9 protein-coding genes are annotated in these 15,839 nt (G+C 59.0%); 6 read left to right on the top strand and 3 right to left on the bottom strand.

What is annotated here, in order from left to right:
* Positions 1–248 precede the first annotated feature (248 nt).
* From V2154_RS17995 to V2154_RS17980, 4 genes are read left to right on the top strand one after another with little or no spacing between them, the layout of a single operon-like run.
* Positions 249–1,544 carry an MdtA/MuxA family multidrug efflux RND transporter periplasmic adaptor subunit gene (locus tag V2154_RS17995; protein WP_353503296.1) on the top strand — a complete coding sequence of 432 codons (1,296 nt, stop codon included), beginning with the start codon at positions 249–251 and terminating at the stop codon, positions 1,542–1,544.
* Positions 1,541–4,768, top strand: coding sequence for an efflux RND transporter permease subunit (locus V2154_RS17990; RefSeq protein WP_353503295.1), 3,228 nt, complete (start codon positions 1,541–1,543; stop codon positions 4,766–4,768). The genes V2154_RS17995 and V2154_RS17990 overlap by 4 nt, the downstream gene beginning before the upstream one ends.
* Positions 4,769–7,897 carry an efflux RND transporter permease subunit gene (locus V2154_RS17985; protein WP_353503294.1) on the top strand — a complete coding sequence of 1,043 codons (3,129 nt, stop codon included), beginning with the start codon at positions 4,769–4,771 and terminating at the stop codon, positions 7,895–7,897.
* Positions 7,898–7,922: 25 nt separating this feature from the next.
* On the top strand, positions 7,923–9,329 hold the full coding sequence (locus tag V2154_RS17980; RefSeq protein WP_437342039.1) for an efflux transporter outer membrane subunit: 1,407 nt from the start codon (positions 7,923–7,925) through the stop codon (positions 9,327–9,329).
* Positions 9,330–9,392: 63 nt separating this feature from the next.
* On the opposite strand, the gene V2154_RS17975 is transcribed toward V2154_RS17980, so the two are convergent.
* Both V2154_RS17975 and V2154_RS17970 read right to left on the bottom strand, forming a co-directional pair.
* Positions 9,393–10,571, bottom strand: coding sequence for a c-type cytochrome (locus V2154_RS17975; protein ID WP_353503292.1), 1,179 nt, complete (start codon positions 10,569–10,571; stop codon positions 9,393–9,395).
* Complete coding sequence (locus V2154_RS17970) at positions 10,568–12,478, bottom strand: NAD(P)-binding protein (RefSeq protein WP_353503291.1); 1,911 nt, start codon at positions 12,476–12,478, stop codon at positions 10,568–10,570. Before V2154_RS17970 ends, V2154_RS17975 begins: the two co-directional genes overlap by 4 nt.
* Positions 12,479–12,854: 376 nt before the next feature.
* Here V2154_RS17970 and V2154_RS17965 point away from each other — a divergent pair, with 376 nt between their 5' ends.
* Positions 12,855–13,223 carry an endonuclease domain-containing protein gene (locus V2154_RS17965; RefSeq protein ID WP_353503290.1) on the top strand — a complete coding sequence of 123 codons (369 nt, stop codon included), beginning with the start codon at positions 12,855–12,857 and terminating at the stop codon, positions 13,221–13,223.
* 98 nt (positions 13,224–13,321) lie between these two features.
* On the top strand, positions 13,322–14,920 hold the full coding sequence (locus tag V2154_RS17960) for a PTS transporter subunit EIIC (RefSeq protein WP_353503289.1): 1,599 nt from the start codon (positions 13,322–13,324) through the stop codon (positions 14,918–14,920).
* A 51-nt stretch (positions 14,921–14,971) separates the two neighbouring features.
* On the opposite strand, the gene V2154_RS17955 is transcribed toward V2154_RS17960, so the two are convergent.
* Positions 14,972–15,724 carry a GntR family transcriptional regulator gene (locus tag V2154_RS17955; RefSeq protein WP_353503288.1) on the bottom strand — a complete coding sequence of 251 codons (753 nt, stop codon included), beginning with the start codon at positions 15,722–15,724 and terminating at the stop codon, positions 14,972–14,974.
* Positions 15,725–15,839: the final 115 nt, after the last annotated feature.

The following is a 15,839-nucleotide window of genomic DNA, read 5'->3' as shown; positions in this document are numbered from 1 at the left end:
CAGTCTAAAGATATGCTTGTCTAAGAATGTGTCTCAGTTTTAATCAACTTCCCCGTAGTGAAGAAGATGTTAGAATTCCACCCATTCACCCGAAATATACTTTCTTAATTGTTAACGCAATCTTTGCGTAGTCCTAAAACCGCCGGAGGTATTTTTCGGGATAATAAATGCCGGGTAACGGAACTCTCTGGTTGAAGGATCGTTTTCAGCTGCTTTCTTCTCATAATTAGTGCGAAGCCAATAACTTTATGCTGCCAAATACCTCTTCTCGTCCTAAGAACCGCAATAGATTGTGGTTAGTCATCGCGGTGATTATCGCGGCTATTCTGGTTTGGTATTTTGCCTTCCATCACAGCAGTTCGAGCGCGCCAGAAAAGCATGCCGGGCAGGGCCGTGGCGGTATGCGCGGTGCGGCCATGGCGGGGATGCAAACGCCAGTGCAGGCGGGGAAAGCGGAACAGGCCGACGTGCCGGTTTATTTGCGCGCGCTGGGGACCGTGGTCGCCAATGCCACGGTGACCGTCACCAGCCGGGTGGACGGTCAACTGATGAAGGTCTACTTCACCGAAGGGCAGAAAGTGGAGCAGGGGCAGCTCTTGGCGCAGATTGACCCACGCAGTTATCAGGCGACGTTGGAGCAGTATCAGGGCGACTTAGCCCAGAATCAGGCGCTGGCGAAAAGCGCCGAGCTGACCCTGGCGCGCTATAAGAAACTCTACGCGCAAGACTCCTTAGCCCGACAAGATTTAGAAAGCCAGATGGCGACCGCCGGTCAGTACGCCGGTGCGGTGAAGGCCGATCAGGCGCAGATCGCCGCCGCCAAGTTGAACCTCGAATTTGCCAAAATAACCGCGCCGGTCAGCGGCCACGTCGGCCTGCGTCTGGTCGATCCGGGCAATATGGTGACTAGCGGCAGCACCACGGGCATCGTCACCATCACCCAAACTCAGCCGATTGCCGTCACCTTTAGCGTGCCGCAAAGCAATCTGCAAACCCTGCTCAAAGCCCTGCGTGGCGGGCAACAGTTGCCGACCACCGCCTTTGACCAAGACGGCAGCGAGGTGCTCGGGCAGGGCAAGTTACAGTTCATCAGCAATGAAATCGACACCAGCACTGGCAGCATCAAGCTAAAAGCCCTGTTCGACAATCAGGATGAAAAGCTCTATCCGAATCAGTTTGTAAACGCGCGTCTGCAAGTTGGCACGCTGGAAAAAGCCACGGTGATTCCGGCGGCGGCCTTGCAGCTCAGTGCCAACGGCGACTTCGTCTATGTGGTGAAAGCCGACAACTCCGTCGAGCGCCGCGAAGTGAAATCTGGCCCGGCCTTTGGCGATGACAAAGTGGCGATTCTGTCCGGCATTCAGCTGGGTGAGCAGGTGGTGACGACCGGCATTGACCACCTGAATAATGGCAGCAAGGTGCAGGTGGTAACCGCCAGCGCCGAGGATGAAGCCACCGCCAGCAAGGCCGGAAGCTCGAAACAGCGCGCTGAACAAGGCGGCGTTGATAAGGCCACCACCGGCAAAGACAGCGGGTCGAAATGAATCCATCACGCCTCTTTATCCAAAGGCCGGTCGCTACCATCCTGCTGATGGTGGCGGTTATGCTGTCGGGCATTTTCGCCTACAACATGCTCTCTACCTCGGCCTTGCCGCAGGTGGATTACCCGACCATTCAGGTGACCACGCTCTACCCGGGCGCCAGTCCGGACGTGATGGCGTCGGGCATTACCGCGCCGCTTGAGCGCCAGCTTGGGCAGATGGCCGGGCTGAGCCAGATGTATTCCACCAGCGCCAGCGGCTCGTCGATTATCACCCTGAAGTTCTCGCTAGACCTCTCTCTCGACGTCGCCGAGCAGGAAGTGCAGGCGGCGATCAACGCGGCGGACAACCTGCTGCCAAAGGACTTGCCGAACCCGCCAACCTACAAAAAGGTTAACCCGGCTGATAGCGCGGTGCTGACCATGGCAGTCACCTCTGAGTCGCTGCCGCTGACCAAAGTGCAGGATCTGGTGAACACCCGCGTCGCGCTGAAGCTGTCGCAGATTTCCGGCGTCGGCATGGTGACGCTGGCCGGCGGCAATCAACCGGCAATTCGCGTGCAGGTCAATCCGCGCGCGCTGGCGGCCCACAATCTGACGCTGGAAGACATCAACACGCTGATTGGCAACAGTAATGTTAACGGCTCGAAGGGCGGTTTCGACGGCAAGCACCACTCCATCACCATTGACGCCAACGACCAGCTGCGCACCGCGGCGGAGTACGGCAACCTGATTGTCACCTACCAAAACGGCGCTGCGCTGCGTCTGCGGGACCTCGCCACGCTCTCCGAAGCGCCGGAAAACCAATATTTATCTGCCTGGGCCAACAAGCAGCCAGCGATTATCATCAGCGTTCAGCGCCAGCCGGGGGCCAACGTGATTGCGGTGGTCGACGGTATCAAGCGCCAGTTGCCGACGCTTCAGGCCGCGCTGCCAGACTCGGTCAAAGTCACTATTTTGTCCGACCGCACCCAGACCATTCGCGCTTCAATCAGCGATGTGCAGTTCGAGCTGATGCTCTCCATCGCGCTGGTGGTGATGGTCACTTTCCTGTTCCTGCGCAACGTGGCGGCGACGCTTATCCCGAGCGTCGCGGTGCCGCTGTCGCTGATTGGCACCTTTGGCGTGATGTATCTCTGCGGTTTCAGCCTCAACAACCTGTCGCTGATGGCGCTCACCGTCGCCACCGGCTTTGTTATTGATGACGCCATCGTGGTGGTGGAAAACATTACCCGGCGGCTGGAAGAGGGCGAAACGCCGATGCAGGCGGCGCTCAAAGGCTCGGCGCAAATCGGTTTCACCATTATCTCTCTTACCTTCTCATTGATCGCGGTGCTGATCCCGCTGCTGTTTATGGGGGACGTGGTCGGGCGGCTGTTCCGCGAATTTGCTATCACGCTGGCGGTGTCGATATTGGTGTCGATGGTGGTCTCCTTGACCCTAACGCCAATGCTCTGCGCCTATTTGCTGCGCCACATTCCCGAAGAGAAACAGAGCCGGTTCTACCGCAAAGGCGGCCAAATTTTTGACCGACTGATAGCCGGTTATGACCGTCTGCTGATCGTGGTGCTGAATCATCAGCGCATCACTCTGCTAGTGGCGGCGGCGACCTTGGTATTCACCGCGCTGCTCTATGTGATGGTGCCGAAGGGCTTCTTCCCGTCGCAAGATACCGGCATGATTCAGGGGATCACCCAGGCCTCGCAGGACGTCTCTTTCGGCGAAATGGGCCGTCGCCAGCAGATGCTGACTGCCGCTATTTTGCAAGATCCGGCGGTGGACAGCGTCTCCTCCACCATCGGCGTGGACGGCAATAACACCAGCCTGAACAGCGGCCGTCTGCAAATTAACCTCAAATCCTTCGACCAGCGCGACGAGCGCGCTCCGGCGATTATTGCCCGTCTGAAACAAGAAACCGCCTCGGTGCCGGGCATTTCGCTCTATATGCAGGCGTCGCAGGATTTAACCGTGGACGATCAGGTCACGCCCAGCCAGTACCAGTTCACCCTCGACGATGCCGACAGTGAAAATCTGGTGACCTGGACGCCGAAACTGACTGAAAAGCTCAGCCAGCTGCCGGAATTCAGCGACGTGGTGAGCAACCTGCAAAATCAGGGGCAGGTGGCCTATGTCGAGCTGGACCGCGACGCCGCGGCGCGTTTTGGCATTACCGCGTCGGATGTCGATACCGCGCTGTATAACGCCTTTGGCCAGCGTCTGGTGTCCACCATCTTTACCCAGTCGAACCAGTACCGCGTGGTGCTGGAAGTCGCGCCGCAATATCAGCAGTCTCCGGCGTCGTTCGACGATATCTATCTGGCGACCAGCAATACCAATTCGTCTTCGTCGGCCTCTACCGATGCCAACAGCACCACCACCACCAGTGCCTCGGGCTCGACCACCTCGACGTCCGACACCGGCACTTCCACCAGCTCGGCGACGGGCATGGTCAAGCTGACCTCGATTGCCAAAATCCATATGCGCACCGGCTCGCTGTTGCAGGCGCGATTAAACCAGTTCCCGACGGTGACGGTTTCCTTCAACGTCAAAGACGGCTATTCGCTGGAGCAGGCGCAGGCCGCCGTCAAGCAGAGCTTGGCCGAGCTGAAGGTGCCGGACAGTATCACGTTGCGCTATCAGGGGGCCGCTGCCTCGTTTGAAAGCGCCACCGGCAACACCCTGTGGCTGATCCTCGCCGCGCTGCTGACCATGTATGTGGTGCTGGGTATTCTGTATGAAAGCTTTATTCACCCGGTGACTATCCTGTCGACGCTGCCGTCGGCGGCGGTGGGGGCGCTGCTTTCGCTGCTGTTTGCCGATACCGAGTTCAGCCTGATCGCACTAATTGGCGTTATCTTGCTGATTGGTATCGTGAAAAAGAACGCCATTATGATGATCGACTTCGCGCTGGAGGCCGAAACCAAGCACGGCATGTCGCCGCGCGAAGCCATTCATCAGGCCTGTTTGCTGCGATTCCGCCCGATCTTGATGACCACCATGGCGGCGCTGCTCGGCGCACTGCCGCTGATGCTCGCCAGTGGATCGGGTGCTGAACTGCGCCAGCCGCTGGGCTTGGTGATTGTCGGCGGGCTGATCTTCAGTCAGGTGCTGACCCTGTTCTCCACGCCGGTGATTTACCTGATGTTTGACCGTCTGGCGACCCGCTGGAACCCGCGGCTGAAACGCAAACGCGCCGCTAAGCTGAACCAACAGCAGGCTGGCGAATAGATGAATATCTCGCGCTTTTTCATCTTCCGGCCCGTCACCACGCTGCTGCTAACCAGCGCGGTGCTGCTGCTCGGGCTGCTTGGCTATCGCCTGCTGCCGGTGGCCCCGCTGCCGCAGTTGGACCTGCCGGTGATTCTGGTGAGCGCCAGCCTGCCGGGAGCCAGCCCGGAAACCATGGCGGCCACGGTGGCGACGCCGCTGGAGCGCGCGCTGGGACAGATTGCGGGCGTCACTGAGATGACCTCCAGCAGCTCGCAGGGCACCACCAGCGTGGTGCTGCAGTTCGACCTCGACCGTGAAATCAACGGCGCGGCGCGCGACGTGCAGGCGGCGATTAACGCCTCGCGGGCGCTGCTGCCGAGCAGCATGCCGTCGCTGCCGACCTATCGCAAAGCCAACCCGTCCGACGCGCCGATCATCATGCTCTCTCTGACTTCGGCCACGCGCAGCAAGGGCGAGCTGTACGACATTGCCTCCAGCCAGTTGCAGCAAAAAATCGCGCAGGTGAACGGCGTGGGGCAGGTTTCGATTGTCGGCTCGGCGCTGCCCGGCGTGCGTATTGACCTGCGCCCGGAGGCGATCAGCCATTACGGCATTTCCCTCGACACCATTCGCGCCGCCATCGCTAACAGCACCACTAACTTGCCGAAGGGCGTGCTGCAAGGCTCGAACCAGTCGTGGATGATTGAAGGTAACGGCCAGCAGAGCACGGCGGCGCAGTATAAAACCCTGATTGTGACTTATATCAAGGGCGCGGCCATTCGTCTGAGCGACGTGGCCAATGTCTATGATTCGGTTGAAGATAAATACAACGTAGGCTACTACAACAGCACGCCGTCGGTGATGCTGGGCGTGACGAGGCAGGCCGGGGCCAACATGCTGGAAACCATTCAGGCAATTAAAAATGCGTTGCCGCAGATGGAAGAGAACCTGCCGGGCGACGTTGAGCTGCACATCGCGCTGGACCGTTCCGGCACCATTTCTGGCTCGCTGCGCGCCACCGAAGTGACCCTGCTGGAAGCCACGGTGCTGGTGATCGCCGTGGTGTTCGTCTTCCTGCGCAACCTGCAGGCGGTGATCATTCCGGCGCTGGCGCTGCCCGTCTCGCTGATTGGCACCTGCTCGGTGATGTACCTGCTGGGCTACAGCCTGGATAACCTGTCGCTGATGGCGCTGATCATCGCCACCGGCTTCGTGGTGGATGACGCCATCGTGGTGCTGGAGAACATTACCCGGCATATCGAAGAGGGGCTGGGGCCAGTGCGCGCGGCAATCAAAGGCGCGCAGGAAGTCAGCTTTACCGTGCTGTCGATGACCCTTTCGCTGGTGGCGGTGTTTATTCCGCTGCTACTGATGGGCGGCATCCTCGGGCGGCTGTTCCGCGAGTTCGCCGTCACGCTCACCGTGTCGCTGGTGATTTCGATGCTGGTGTCCCTCAGCCTGACCCCGATGCTGTGCGCCCGTTTTCTGCGGCGTAAACCTGCGGTGGAAAAGCGCCAGCCGCGCATTTATCGCCTGATTGAACATTGGCTTAATCGCCTACTGGCGGGCTATGCGGCGGCACTCGGCTGGGTGATGCGCCACCAGTTGATCACCATGTTCGGCCTGCTGTTGACCATCATGCTTAACTTCTACCTGTACACCGTGGTGGAGAAGGGCTTCTTCCCCGAGCAGGATACCGGCATGCTGATGGGCATGATGCGCGCGGATCAAAACACCTCATTCCAGACTATTCAGCCGAAGCTGCTGGAGTACAGCAAGATCATTCAAGACGATCCGGCGGTGGACGCGGTGATGAGTTCGGCGGGCAGCGGCGGCTTTGGTTCGCGCAACACCGCGCTGTTCTTCGTTCGCCTGAAAGACATTAAAGACCGCACCGCCACCGCCAGCCAAGTGGCAAACCGCCTGATGGCGAAAACCAGCAAACTGACCGGGGCACAGCTGTTTATGCAAGCCGCACAGGATCTGCGAGTCGGCGCGCGCAGTGCTAACGCGCAATACCAGTACAGCCTGCAAGCCGATGACCTTTCGCTGCTGCGCGAGTGGGGGCCGAAGGTCAAAGCCGCGCTGGAGAAGCTGCCGCAGCTGACCGGCGTGGATTCTGACTCGCAAACCGGCGGGCAGGAAGTGATGTTGAACATTGACCGCGACAAGGCCACGCGGCTGGGGGTTAACGTCAAGATGATCGACACGCTGCTCAATAACGCCTTCAGCCAGCGGCAGATCGCCACCATCTACAAGACGCTGAACCAGTACCACGTAGTGATGAATCTGACCGACGACTACACCAGCAATCCTGATGTGCTGAACCAGCTTTACGTGGTCACGGACAGTGGCGCGCAGGTGCCGCTATCGGCCTTCACCACCTTTAGCGGAGCCAACGCGCCGCTGTCGGTGGCGCATCAGGGGCAGTCGGCAACCACCACGCTGGCCTTTAACTTGTCCGACGGCGTGGCGCTGGGGGATGCCCAACAGCTGATTAAAACCACCATGGCGAAAATCGGCCTGCCGGAAACGGTTCAGGCCGGATTTGCCGGCACGGCGCAGGCTTTTGACTCGTCGGTGAGCATGATGCCGTGGCTGATTCTGGCGGCGCTGGCGGCGGTGTATATCGTGCTCGGCATGCTCTATGAGAGTTACATTCACCCGCTGACCATTCTGTCCACGTTGCCTTCCGCCGGGCTTGGCGCGCTGCTGCTGATGCTGCTGACCAATACCCAGCTGACGGTGATCGCGCTGATCGGCATCTTGCTGCTGATTGGTATCGTGAAGAAGAATGCGATCATGATGATCGACTTCGCGCTCGACGCCGAGCGCCGCCTCGGGCTGACGCCGCAGCAGGCGATCACCCAGGCCTGCCTGATGCGTTTTCGCCCGATCTTGATGACCACGTTGGCGGCCTTCTTCGGTGCCTTGCCTCTGGCGCTGGGCAGCGGCGGCGACGCCGACCTGCGCAGCCCGCTAGGCTTGGCGATCGCCGGTGGTCTGGCCCTGAGCCAGATTCTGACCCTGTTCACCACGCCGGTGGTCTATCTCTATATGGACCGTTCGAGCCGGGCGACGCGCCGTTTATGGCATCGCCTGCGCCCGCACCATGAGCCATCGTCACCGGCAGGTTCACATGACTAATTCATTGAAAAGCGAAACGACTTTGATGACATTGCGTAATTCCGGCTCCGCCGTTTTCCGTCTCGCCCCGCTGGCGTTGGCATTGCTGCTGGTGGGTTGTACCGTCGGGCCTGACTATCAGCGGCCTTCGGCCCCTCTCTCTTTGGAGTTTAAAGAGGCTAAGGGCTGGACGGCGGCCATCCCGAAGGATACCCAAACCAAGGGCGACTGGTGGGCGGTGTATCAGGACCCTGAGCTGTCGTCTTTGCTGAGTCAGGTACAGATTTCCAACCAAAACGTAGCCCAGTACGCCGCGCAGTATCGCCAGGCGCAGGCGCTGGTTTCCGAGGCGCGCGCCGGGCTGTTCCCGACGATTAGTGCTACCGGCGACAGCACGCGCAGCGGCACGGCGCAGGCGGTGACCAAGCAGCAGTCGGCCAAGCTTGGCGCCAGCTGGGAGCTCGACCTGTGGGGCAAACTGCGTCGCACCGAGGAGCAGGACCGGGCCAGCGCGCAGGCCAGCAAGGCCGAGCTGGCAAACGCCACGCTGAGCGCCCAGTCTGAGCTGGCGCAGGATTACTTCCAACTGCGGGTGATGGATGAACAAATCGCGCTCTATCAGCGCAGCATTGCCGCCTACGAGCGCTACCTGACGGTGATCCAGAACCAGTATGAAGGCGGTAATACCTCGCGCGCCACGCTGGCTCAGGCACAAACTCAGCTGGAAAGCACCCGCGCCTCGGCGCTGGAGGCCCAGTGGCAGCGCGCCCAGTTGGAGCACGCCATCGCGGTGCTGATTGGCAAGCCTCCGGCACAGTTCACCCTGACCGCGCGGGAGATCAAATTCACCCTGCCGTCGATCCCGCCGGGCCTGCCGTCACAGCTGTTGCAGCGCCGCCCTGATATCGCTATTGCCGAACGCAACATGGCCTCGGCCAACGCGGCGGTGGGCGTGGCGACTGCGGCCTATTATCCGGATCTGACCCTCAGCGCCAGCGGCGGTTTTGCCAGCGACGCCTTCCACAACCTGTTCTCCCTGCCGAACCGCGTCTGGTCGTTGGGGCCGGAACTGAGCCAGACGGTGCTCGACTTCGGCGCGACCAGCAGCCGCGTAGCGCAGGCCGAGGCGGCCTATGACGCGCAGGTGGCCGCCTATCGCCAGAGCGTGTTAGGGGCGTTGCAGGAAGTGGAGGATTATCTGGTCGAGCTGCGCACGTTGGATGCCCAGACGCTGGCCCAGCAGCGCGCCGCCGACGCTGCCAAGGAGTCGGCGCGGGTGACTTACAACCAATATCAGGCGGGGATGATTGACTATCTCGACGTCGCCACCACTGAGAACACCAGCCTCAGCCAGCAGCAAAACGTCCTGTCCCTGCTCAGCACCCAGATGGTCACCAGCGTTAAGCTGATTGCCGCGCTGGGCGGCGGCTGGAATGGCGATGTAGGTCAGTAAGGTTTTAGATTCAGCTAAAGAAAAGGCCAGCGCTGAGCTGGCCTTTTTGCTTTGGTTTTGGGCCTATTTTGAGGCGTCGCGTGCCGCTTTCACCTGTTCGGCGGTGACGGCTTCGGCCTGATTTCCCCAGCTGTCGCGCAGCGTGTTAGTCAGCTCCGCCACTTGCTGATCGTTCAGCGCCCAGCCGTATCCCGGCATGGTTTTCGACATATGCTCGGCGGTGACTGGCGTCTGCCCGCCACTCAGGATAACCCGCAACAGGGTTTGTGGATTCGGCGAGGTGACCGTCACATTGCCCGCCAGCGCCGGAATGTTGAAGTCCTGACCTTCGCCCTGAGTGCCGTGACAGGTCGAGCAGTAGCGCGCGTAGGTCTGCTGGCCGCTGGCGGTGACTTGTGCCGGTTTTGCTGGAGAGGCTGCTGGCTCAGACTTCAGACTCAGCAGATAAACCGCCATGCTGTTGAGGTCGGCGTCGGTCATGAACTGCGTGCTGTTGGTGATCACCTCGCCCATTGGCCCGCTGACCGCCGCGTGGGTGTTGCGGCCCGTTTTAAGCAGGGTGACCAGCTCTTGCTGGCTGCCTTTTATGCCGTGCAGGGAAGGGGCGTACCAGCCGTCCAGCTCGCCGCCGCTGAGGAATTTAGCGTCGCTTTCATCCTCGGCTTTCTCCTGCTGCGCCCAGCCCCGTGGCGTATGGCAGGCACCGCAGTGCCCCGCGCCTTGCACCAAGTACGCGCCGCGATTCCACTCCTCGCTCTGGTCGGCCCGTGGCTTAAATTCGCCGGAGGAGAGGAACAGCGAGTTCCACACCCGTAGCGGCCAGCGCATTGACAGTGGCCAGCTGATGGGGTTTTCGCGATTGGCTTCTGGCTGGGGTTTCACCTCATCCATCAGATAGGTGTAAAGCGCGCGCATGTCCTTGTCGCTCATTTTGGCGTAGGAGGTGTAAGGCATGGCCGGGTAGAGCGGGTGGCCGTCTTTGGCGATGCCTTGGCGCATGGCTTTGTCGAAATCGTCAAAGCTGTAATTACCGATTCCGGCGGTTTTGTCTGGCGTGATATTGGTGGAGTAGATGTCGCCAATCGGCGTGGCAAAGCGCAGCCCGCCCGCCATGTCGCGGCCCTGCGGCGCAGTGTGGCAGGCGGCGCAGTCGGCAGCTTTGGCGACATATTCCCCTTCGGACATCGCCAGCGCCGAGGAGCTGGCCACCATCAGCGCGGTAAACATCATCAACTTTTTCATGCGTTCACCTTCTTCATGGCGGTCAGTTCGTTGACGGCGCGCCACGCCTGATCGATGGCCGAGTTGGCGTACGGACTCCAGTCTGCGTCGGAGTTGGCTATGGTAATACGGCCGACCGGCTGGCGGGCGCGCTGAATGGTTTTCTGCGCTTCGGCTTCATCATCGAACATGCCGCTGAGGAAGTAGGAGTAGCCGTGGGACCAGCGATTGACGGTGATCGCCATGATGTCGCGCTCATGGTCAAAACCGGCTTCGCCGAACATGCCTTGCAGCTGCTCGCGGATCATCTTCTCGTGGGCGTCAAACGAGGTGCCCAGTAACAGCGCGCGCCCCTTGCGCGACTGCTCGCGCGGGCTGAGGCCGCTGCCCGGCAGGGTCGGCACGTAAACCATATGCAGACCAATGGGCTGGTTAGGGTCGCGCGGGTGCTGGTAGCCGCCCATGTTGACCGGATAGTCGAGCTTGACGCGGCTGTAGGGCGCGGCGGGGGAGTAAATCTCATGCACACCAAGCTTGATGAACGGCTGCCAGTTGCGGATCACCACTTTGGAATAAACCAGCGGCGCTTTGACGTTCTCCTTCAGCGCGGCTTTCTGCTCTTCCGGCATCTCCGGCACCAGATAGGGGATCATCATGTTATACCCCGCCATCACCGCCTGCCCGGCGCGCACGCGGTGCAGCTTGCTGCCGGTCATGTAGGTGACTTCCACCGCAGGCTTGCCCTGATGCTCAATGTTTTCGACGTGCATGCCGGTGCTGTTGAGGCGCAGGCGCACCGGCGCGCCGTCGCGGTCGAGCTGGCTGTAATCGAATTTCGCCAGCACCACGTCGTCCATGGTGCTGCCCGGCGCCACTTCCGGGATCAGATGGCGCACCATCAGCCGCGCCAGACCGGCGTTGCCATCCGGGAAGTGGAAGATGTAAGGCTCGTCGAGGTCGGCGAGGGATTCGGCGTCTAGCGGCGGTAAGCCCATGCCTTCCAGACCCGGCAGGGCGCAGATCCGCGCGTCGCTGCACGAGGTGGCGTCAATGCCCACGGCCTGAAAATCGTTGGTCCGCTGCTGGAAGTAGCGAATGGCGATTTCGCTCAAGCCCACTTTTTCGCGCAGGAACTGGGTGTAGCTGTGGCTATCGACCCACTCGATTTTCTGCTCTTTGCTCATGCCTGCCAGATAATCTTTCGACTCCGTATGCAGCGCAATCAAGGCTTTACGGTCGGCGTCCGACAGCGGGAAATCGCTAATAAAGTCGCTGATGTCGCGGCCGTTGAGGCGCTCTGGCGGGATGTCATCGGCCACGGCGCGGCCCGGATCGCCACTGACGATTTTATCCACGCCGAAGTTTTTGCGGTCGAAATAGACGCCGCGGCTGAGGTGCAGGTCCGGGTAGAAGGTCTGGTCGAAGTCTTTCGCCATGCGCTCGACATCGACATCCAGCGTCTTCAGCAGGCCCATCGCCACCGGGCTGAAATTGGTGCGCGGTGACTGAAAAGACTCACTGCCGCCGTAGCCGAGAATAGTTTTATCTTCGACGTGAAATTCATTGCGCTTGGCGTGACCGCCAAAGTCGTCGTGGTTATCCAGCAGCAGGATACGTTGCTGCTTGCCATGCTGCTCCTGCCAGAAGCACGCCGCCGCCAGCCCGCTGATGCCCGCGCCGACAATCACCAGATCAAATTCACCCTCAATCGGCAGGCTGGAAGGATCCACTTTTTTGCCTTCGCGCCCAAGCAGGTGCGCCGCCTCATAAGAGCCCTGATGGTTGCCGCGCAGCCCAGTGAGCGAAGGCGGATAATAGAGCGTTTGCGTCGCGGTTTGCGGCGAGGCCTGCAGCGCCTGCCACGGCGTCATGCCGGCAGTGACGGTAATAGCCACACCGTTGAGAAAATCGCGGCGAGAGATAGCCATAGTGCTTCCTTAAAGAGTCTTGATTAACCCGCGTTTGGAGAGGCGCGGTAAAAGTAAGGCTGTTATGGGTAGTAATATTTTTAACAATTTTAACATAAGGAGATGTTTTGTAGGAAGTTGGGGGGGTGGCTGTGGATTCTTGGTGGTATTGGGTGAGTTTGGTGATGTCTGCAATACCCCCTCCCAGCCTCCCCCTTATCAGGGGGAGGAGCTAAGGCTCCTATTTCTTATTAAATATCAGATGATTATTGGAATGTCTCTCGCATAACTCTTCCAAAATTCAGTCTAGGCACCGCAGTTAATTTTATGCTGGGGCGACTCCTTCCCCTGGAAAGGGGAAGGCTGGGATGGGGTATTCACACAGGGAACGAATGTCATGTTCAATGATTCGAAGCAAAAGGTTTTTCGGCGGAAATTGAGACACAACTTAACCTATCCCGAGTTTATTTTCTGGCAGGCAGTGAGAGGTAAATCACTCGGTGTCAAATTTCGCCGTCAACAGGGATTCGGGCGCTACATTGTTGATTTCTATGCATCAGAAGTCAGGCTTATCGTAGAGATTGACGGAGATAGCCATTTTTCTGATGAAGAAAAATCAGCTGATGAAGTGAGAACACATTTTCTTGGCGGTTTAGGAATGACCGTGCTGCGCTTCACTAATCGGCAAATCATGAATGAAAAAAAGGAGGTTTTAGATTTCTTGAGGCGATATATCAACCAGCTCCAACTCCCCCCCAAACTGTGATCCCATTCATACTCTCGGTCATTATGTCTATACAACTATACATTATGGTCTTTACTCAATAGGTGGTTCTTTTTTCGCCAACTGATTAAGGGGAACGGATGATCAAATTAGGCAGCAAAATCCACGATCTGGGTAAAGCGCTGATGACACCGATCTCGGTGATCGCGGCAGCCGGGATATTTTTGGGGCTGGCGGCGGCATTGCAGAACCCTGCGGTGACCGGCGAAGCGTTCGCTGAGATAAAATCCTTACAACTGGTGATCGGCTTTATTCGTCAGGTTTCCGGCGCGCTGTTCGCCAACCTGCCGCTTTTCTTTGCCGTTGCGACGGCAATGGGGCTGGCCAATGCAGAGAAAGCCACGGCGGCTTTCTCTGCAGTGATCGGCTTTGTGGGGCTGCACGTTGGGGTTAATTATAGCTTACTGGCGCAGAATATTACGCCAGACACCATCAGCGTGGCGCACCTTACCGCGCAGGGCATGTCGCAAAGTGAGGCGATGATTTACGCCGCTGAGTTCACCCAAACGCTGGGTATTTTCACCTATAACATGAGCGTGCTGGGCGGGGTCTTGGTCGGTTTGATCACCATGTGGCTACACAATCGCTTCTACACCATCACCTTACCGACGGCCATCGCCTTCTTCGGCGGTCGGCGCTTTGTACCGATTATTACCGTGCTGGTGCTGCCAATCGTCGGCGTGCTGATGTCGCTGGTTTGGCCGACCGTCGCTGAGGGCATTCAGTGGGTGGGAGAGTTAATCGGGCGCACCGGCGAGATAGGCACCTTTATTTACGCCACCTCTGAGCGTTTACTGATCCCCACCGGTTTGCATCACATCATCAACGAAACCGTGCGTTTCACGCCAATCGGCGGGGTGACGACGGTGGATAATCAGAGCATCGTCGGCGCGCTGAATATTTTCAACGCCTCGCTGGCCAATCCCGGCGCTATTACCGATACCGTCACCCAGCAGGCCACGCGCTTCCTGGCGCAGGGTAAAATCCCGGTGATGATGTTTGGACTGCCTGCGGCGGCGCTGGCGATGTATCACTGCGCGCGGCCCGAGCACAAAGGGCGGGTGAAAGCCTTGATGCTAGCCGGGGCGCTGGCCTCCTTCACCACCGGGATCACCGAGCCGCTGGAGTTCTGCTTTATCTTTGTTTCGCCGGTACTCTACGTGCTGCACGCCGTGCTGACCGGGATCTCATTTGTGCTGATGCAGATGTTCCACGTGATGATCGGTAACGTGCAGGGTGGGGCGATAGACTTCCTGATCTTTGGGGTGCTGGGCGGGGCGAAAACCCACTGGTGGTACCCGCTGATCCTTGGGATCATCTACGCGCCAATCTACTACTTCAGCTTCCGCTGGGTGATCTTACGCATGCAGATCAAAACGCCGGGGCGTGAAGATGAGAATGATGCCGAAGAGCGCGCCAAGCCCGCCGAAGGCAACCAGAAGACCAAAGACATCATTCTTGGGCTGGGCGGCGAAGGCAATATCTCTCAGGTGGATTGCTGCTTTACCCGCCTGCGCGTGAAGGTGAAGGATATGTCGCAGGTGCAAGATGACAAGCTGCTGAGAACCGGGGCGATGGGCGTGAAGCGCGTGACTGACAATGACGTGCACGTGATTTACGGCCCGCAGGTCGAGCAGGTGGCGAATCTGGTGAAAGCCGAGCTTTCCGGTATTAGCTAATGCGTGTTGAAGAAGAGTAAGAAGTAAGAAGGCTGGCCCTGGGGTCAGCCTTTATTTTTGCTCTTTGCCTTTGACTCTGGCCCGAATGCTGAAGCTGTAGTGCTTCTGGTTGTAATACACGTCTGAGACTTCAAACAGCGTACCGTCGGTGAATTCCGAGATGGCGTGGGCGTGTAGCACCGGCTCATCGCGCGACAGGTGCAGGGCCAGACGGATTTCATTGGCGGGAAGTTCTGCCGATATCTGCTTATTGCTGCCTGCCGGTTCATAACCTCTAGAGCGCAGATAGGCGTATTTCGAGGTTTCCAGATGCCGTGGTGTCAGGTCGGGGAACAGATCCGCCAGTAGCCAGCACTGCTCATAAACAAAAGGCTCTTCCCCCAGCAGGCGTAGGCGCACCATAAAGTGCAGGGCCGTGCCGACCGGGACTTGCAGCGCGTTGGCGATGTCGGGCGTGGCCGAGACGCACTCGAAAGCCAGCACGCGGTTTTCAATCGGCGCGTTGATTTCAACCGCCAGCTCGCTGGAGGTCAGGTGGCGGTCGAGAGGCAGGTTCACTTTGCGCGTCAGTGCCTTTTTCACCACAAAGGTGCCGCGCCCGCGAAAACGTTCGACCCGACCTTGGCGCACCAGATAGTCCACCGCCTTGCGCGCTGTCATGCGCGAGACGCCATAAATGTCACACAGCGCGGCTTCGGTGGGGATCGGATCGCCAGGTTTGATCTCTCCGGCGCTGATCCGTTCAGTAAGCTGCTGTTCTATTTGTAGATAAAGCGGTACGAACGAGGTTTTGTCGATTTTCATCAGCCCTCCGGTTGTCAAAATTAATTGTATAGCGGGGTATACAATTGAACAAATTTGAGGCGGAGAATTGTGCGCTAGGATGGGTTTTGTCTTGCCTCTCCCCGCGCAGGGGCGA

Origin of the sequence: Ewingella sp. CoE-038-23 (genome assembly GCF_040419245.1) — a bacterium.
In the GTDB taxonomy this organism is placed as follows: Bacteria; Pseudomonadota; Gammaproteobacteria; order Enterobacterales; family Enterobacteriaceae; genus Ewingella; species Ewingella allii.
The sequence above is the reverse complement of the archived record's forward strand: the minus strand, read 5'-3'. Positions and strand labels throughout refer to the sequence as shown.

Excerpts from the sequence above, each read along its gene's own strand:
- V2154_RS17965 (WP_353503290.1), top strand. The coding sequence starts at position 12,855 with ATGTTCAATGATTCGAAGCAAAAGGTTTTTCGGCGGAAATTGAGACAC.
- V2154_RS17975 (WP_353503292.1), bottom strand. The coding sequence starts at position 10,571 with ATGAAAAAGTTGATGATGTTTACCGCGCTGATGGTGGCCAGCTCCTCG.
- V2154_RS17990 (WP_353503295.1), top strand. The coding sequence starts at position 1,541 with ATGAATCCATCACGCCTCTTTATCCAAAGGCCGGTCGCTACCATCCTG.
- V2154_RS17960 (WP_353503289.1), top strand. The coding sequence starts at position 13,322 with ATGATCAAATTAGGCAGCAAAATCCACGATCTGGGTAAAGCGCTGATG.
- V2154_RS17995 (WP_353503296.1), top strand. The coding sequence starts at position 249 with ATGCTGCCAAATACCTCTTCTCGTCCTAAGAACCGCAATAGATTGTGG.
- V2154_RS17985 (WP_353503294.1), top strand. The coding sequence starts at position 4,769 with ATGAATATCTCGCGCTTTTTCATCTTCCGGCCCGTCACCACGCTGCTG.
- V2154_RS17955 (WP_353503288.1), bottom strand. The coding sequence starts at position 15,724 with ATGAAAATCGACAAAACCTCGTTCGTACCGCTTTATCTACAAATAGAA.
- V2154_RS17980 (WP_437342039.1), top strand. The coding sequence starts at position 7,923 with ATGACATTGCGTAATTCCGGCTCCGCCGTTTTCCGTCTCGCCCCGCTG.
- V2154_RS17970 (WP_353503291.1), bottom strand. The coding sequence starts at position 12,478 with ATGGCTATCTCTCGCCGCGATTTTCTCAACGGTGTGGCTATTACCGTC.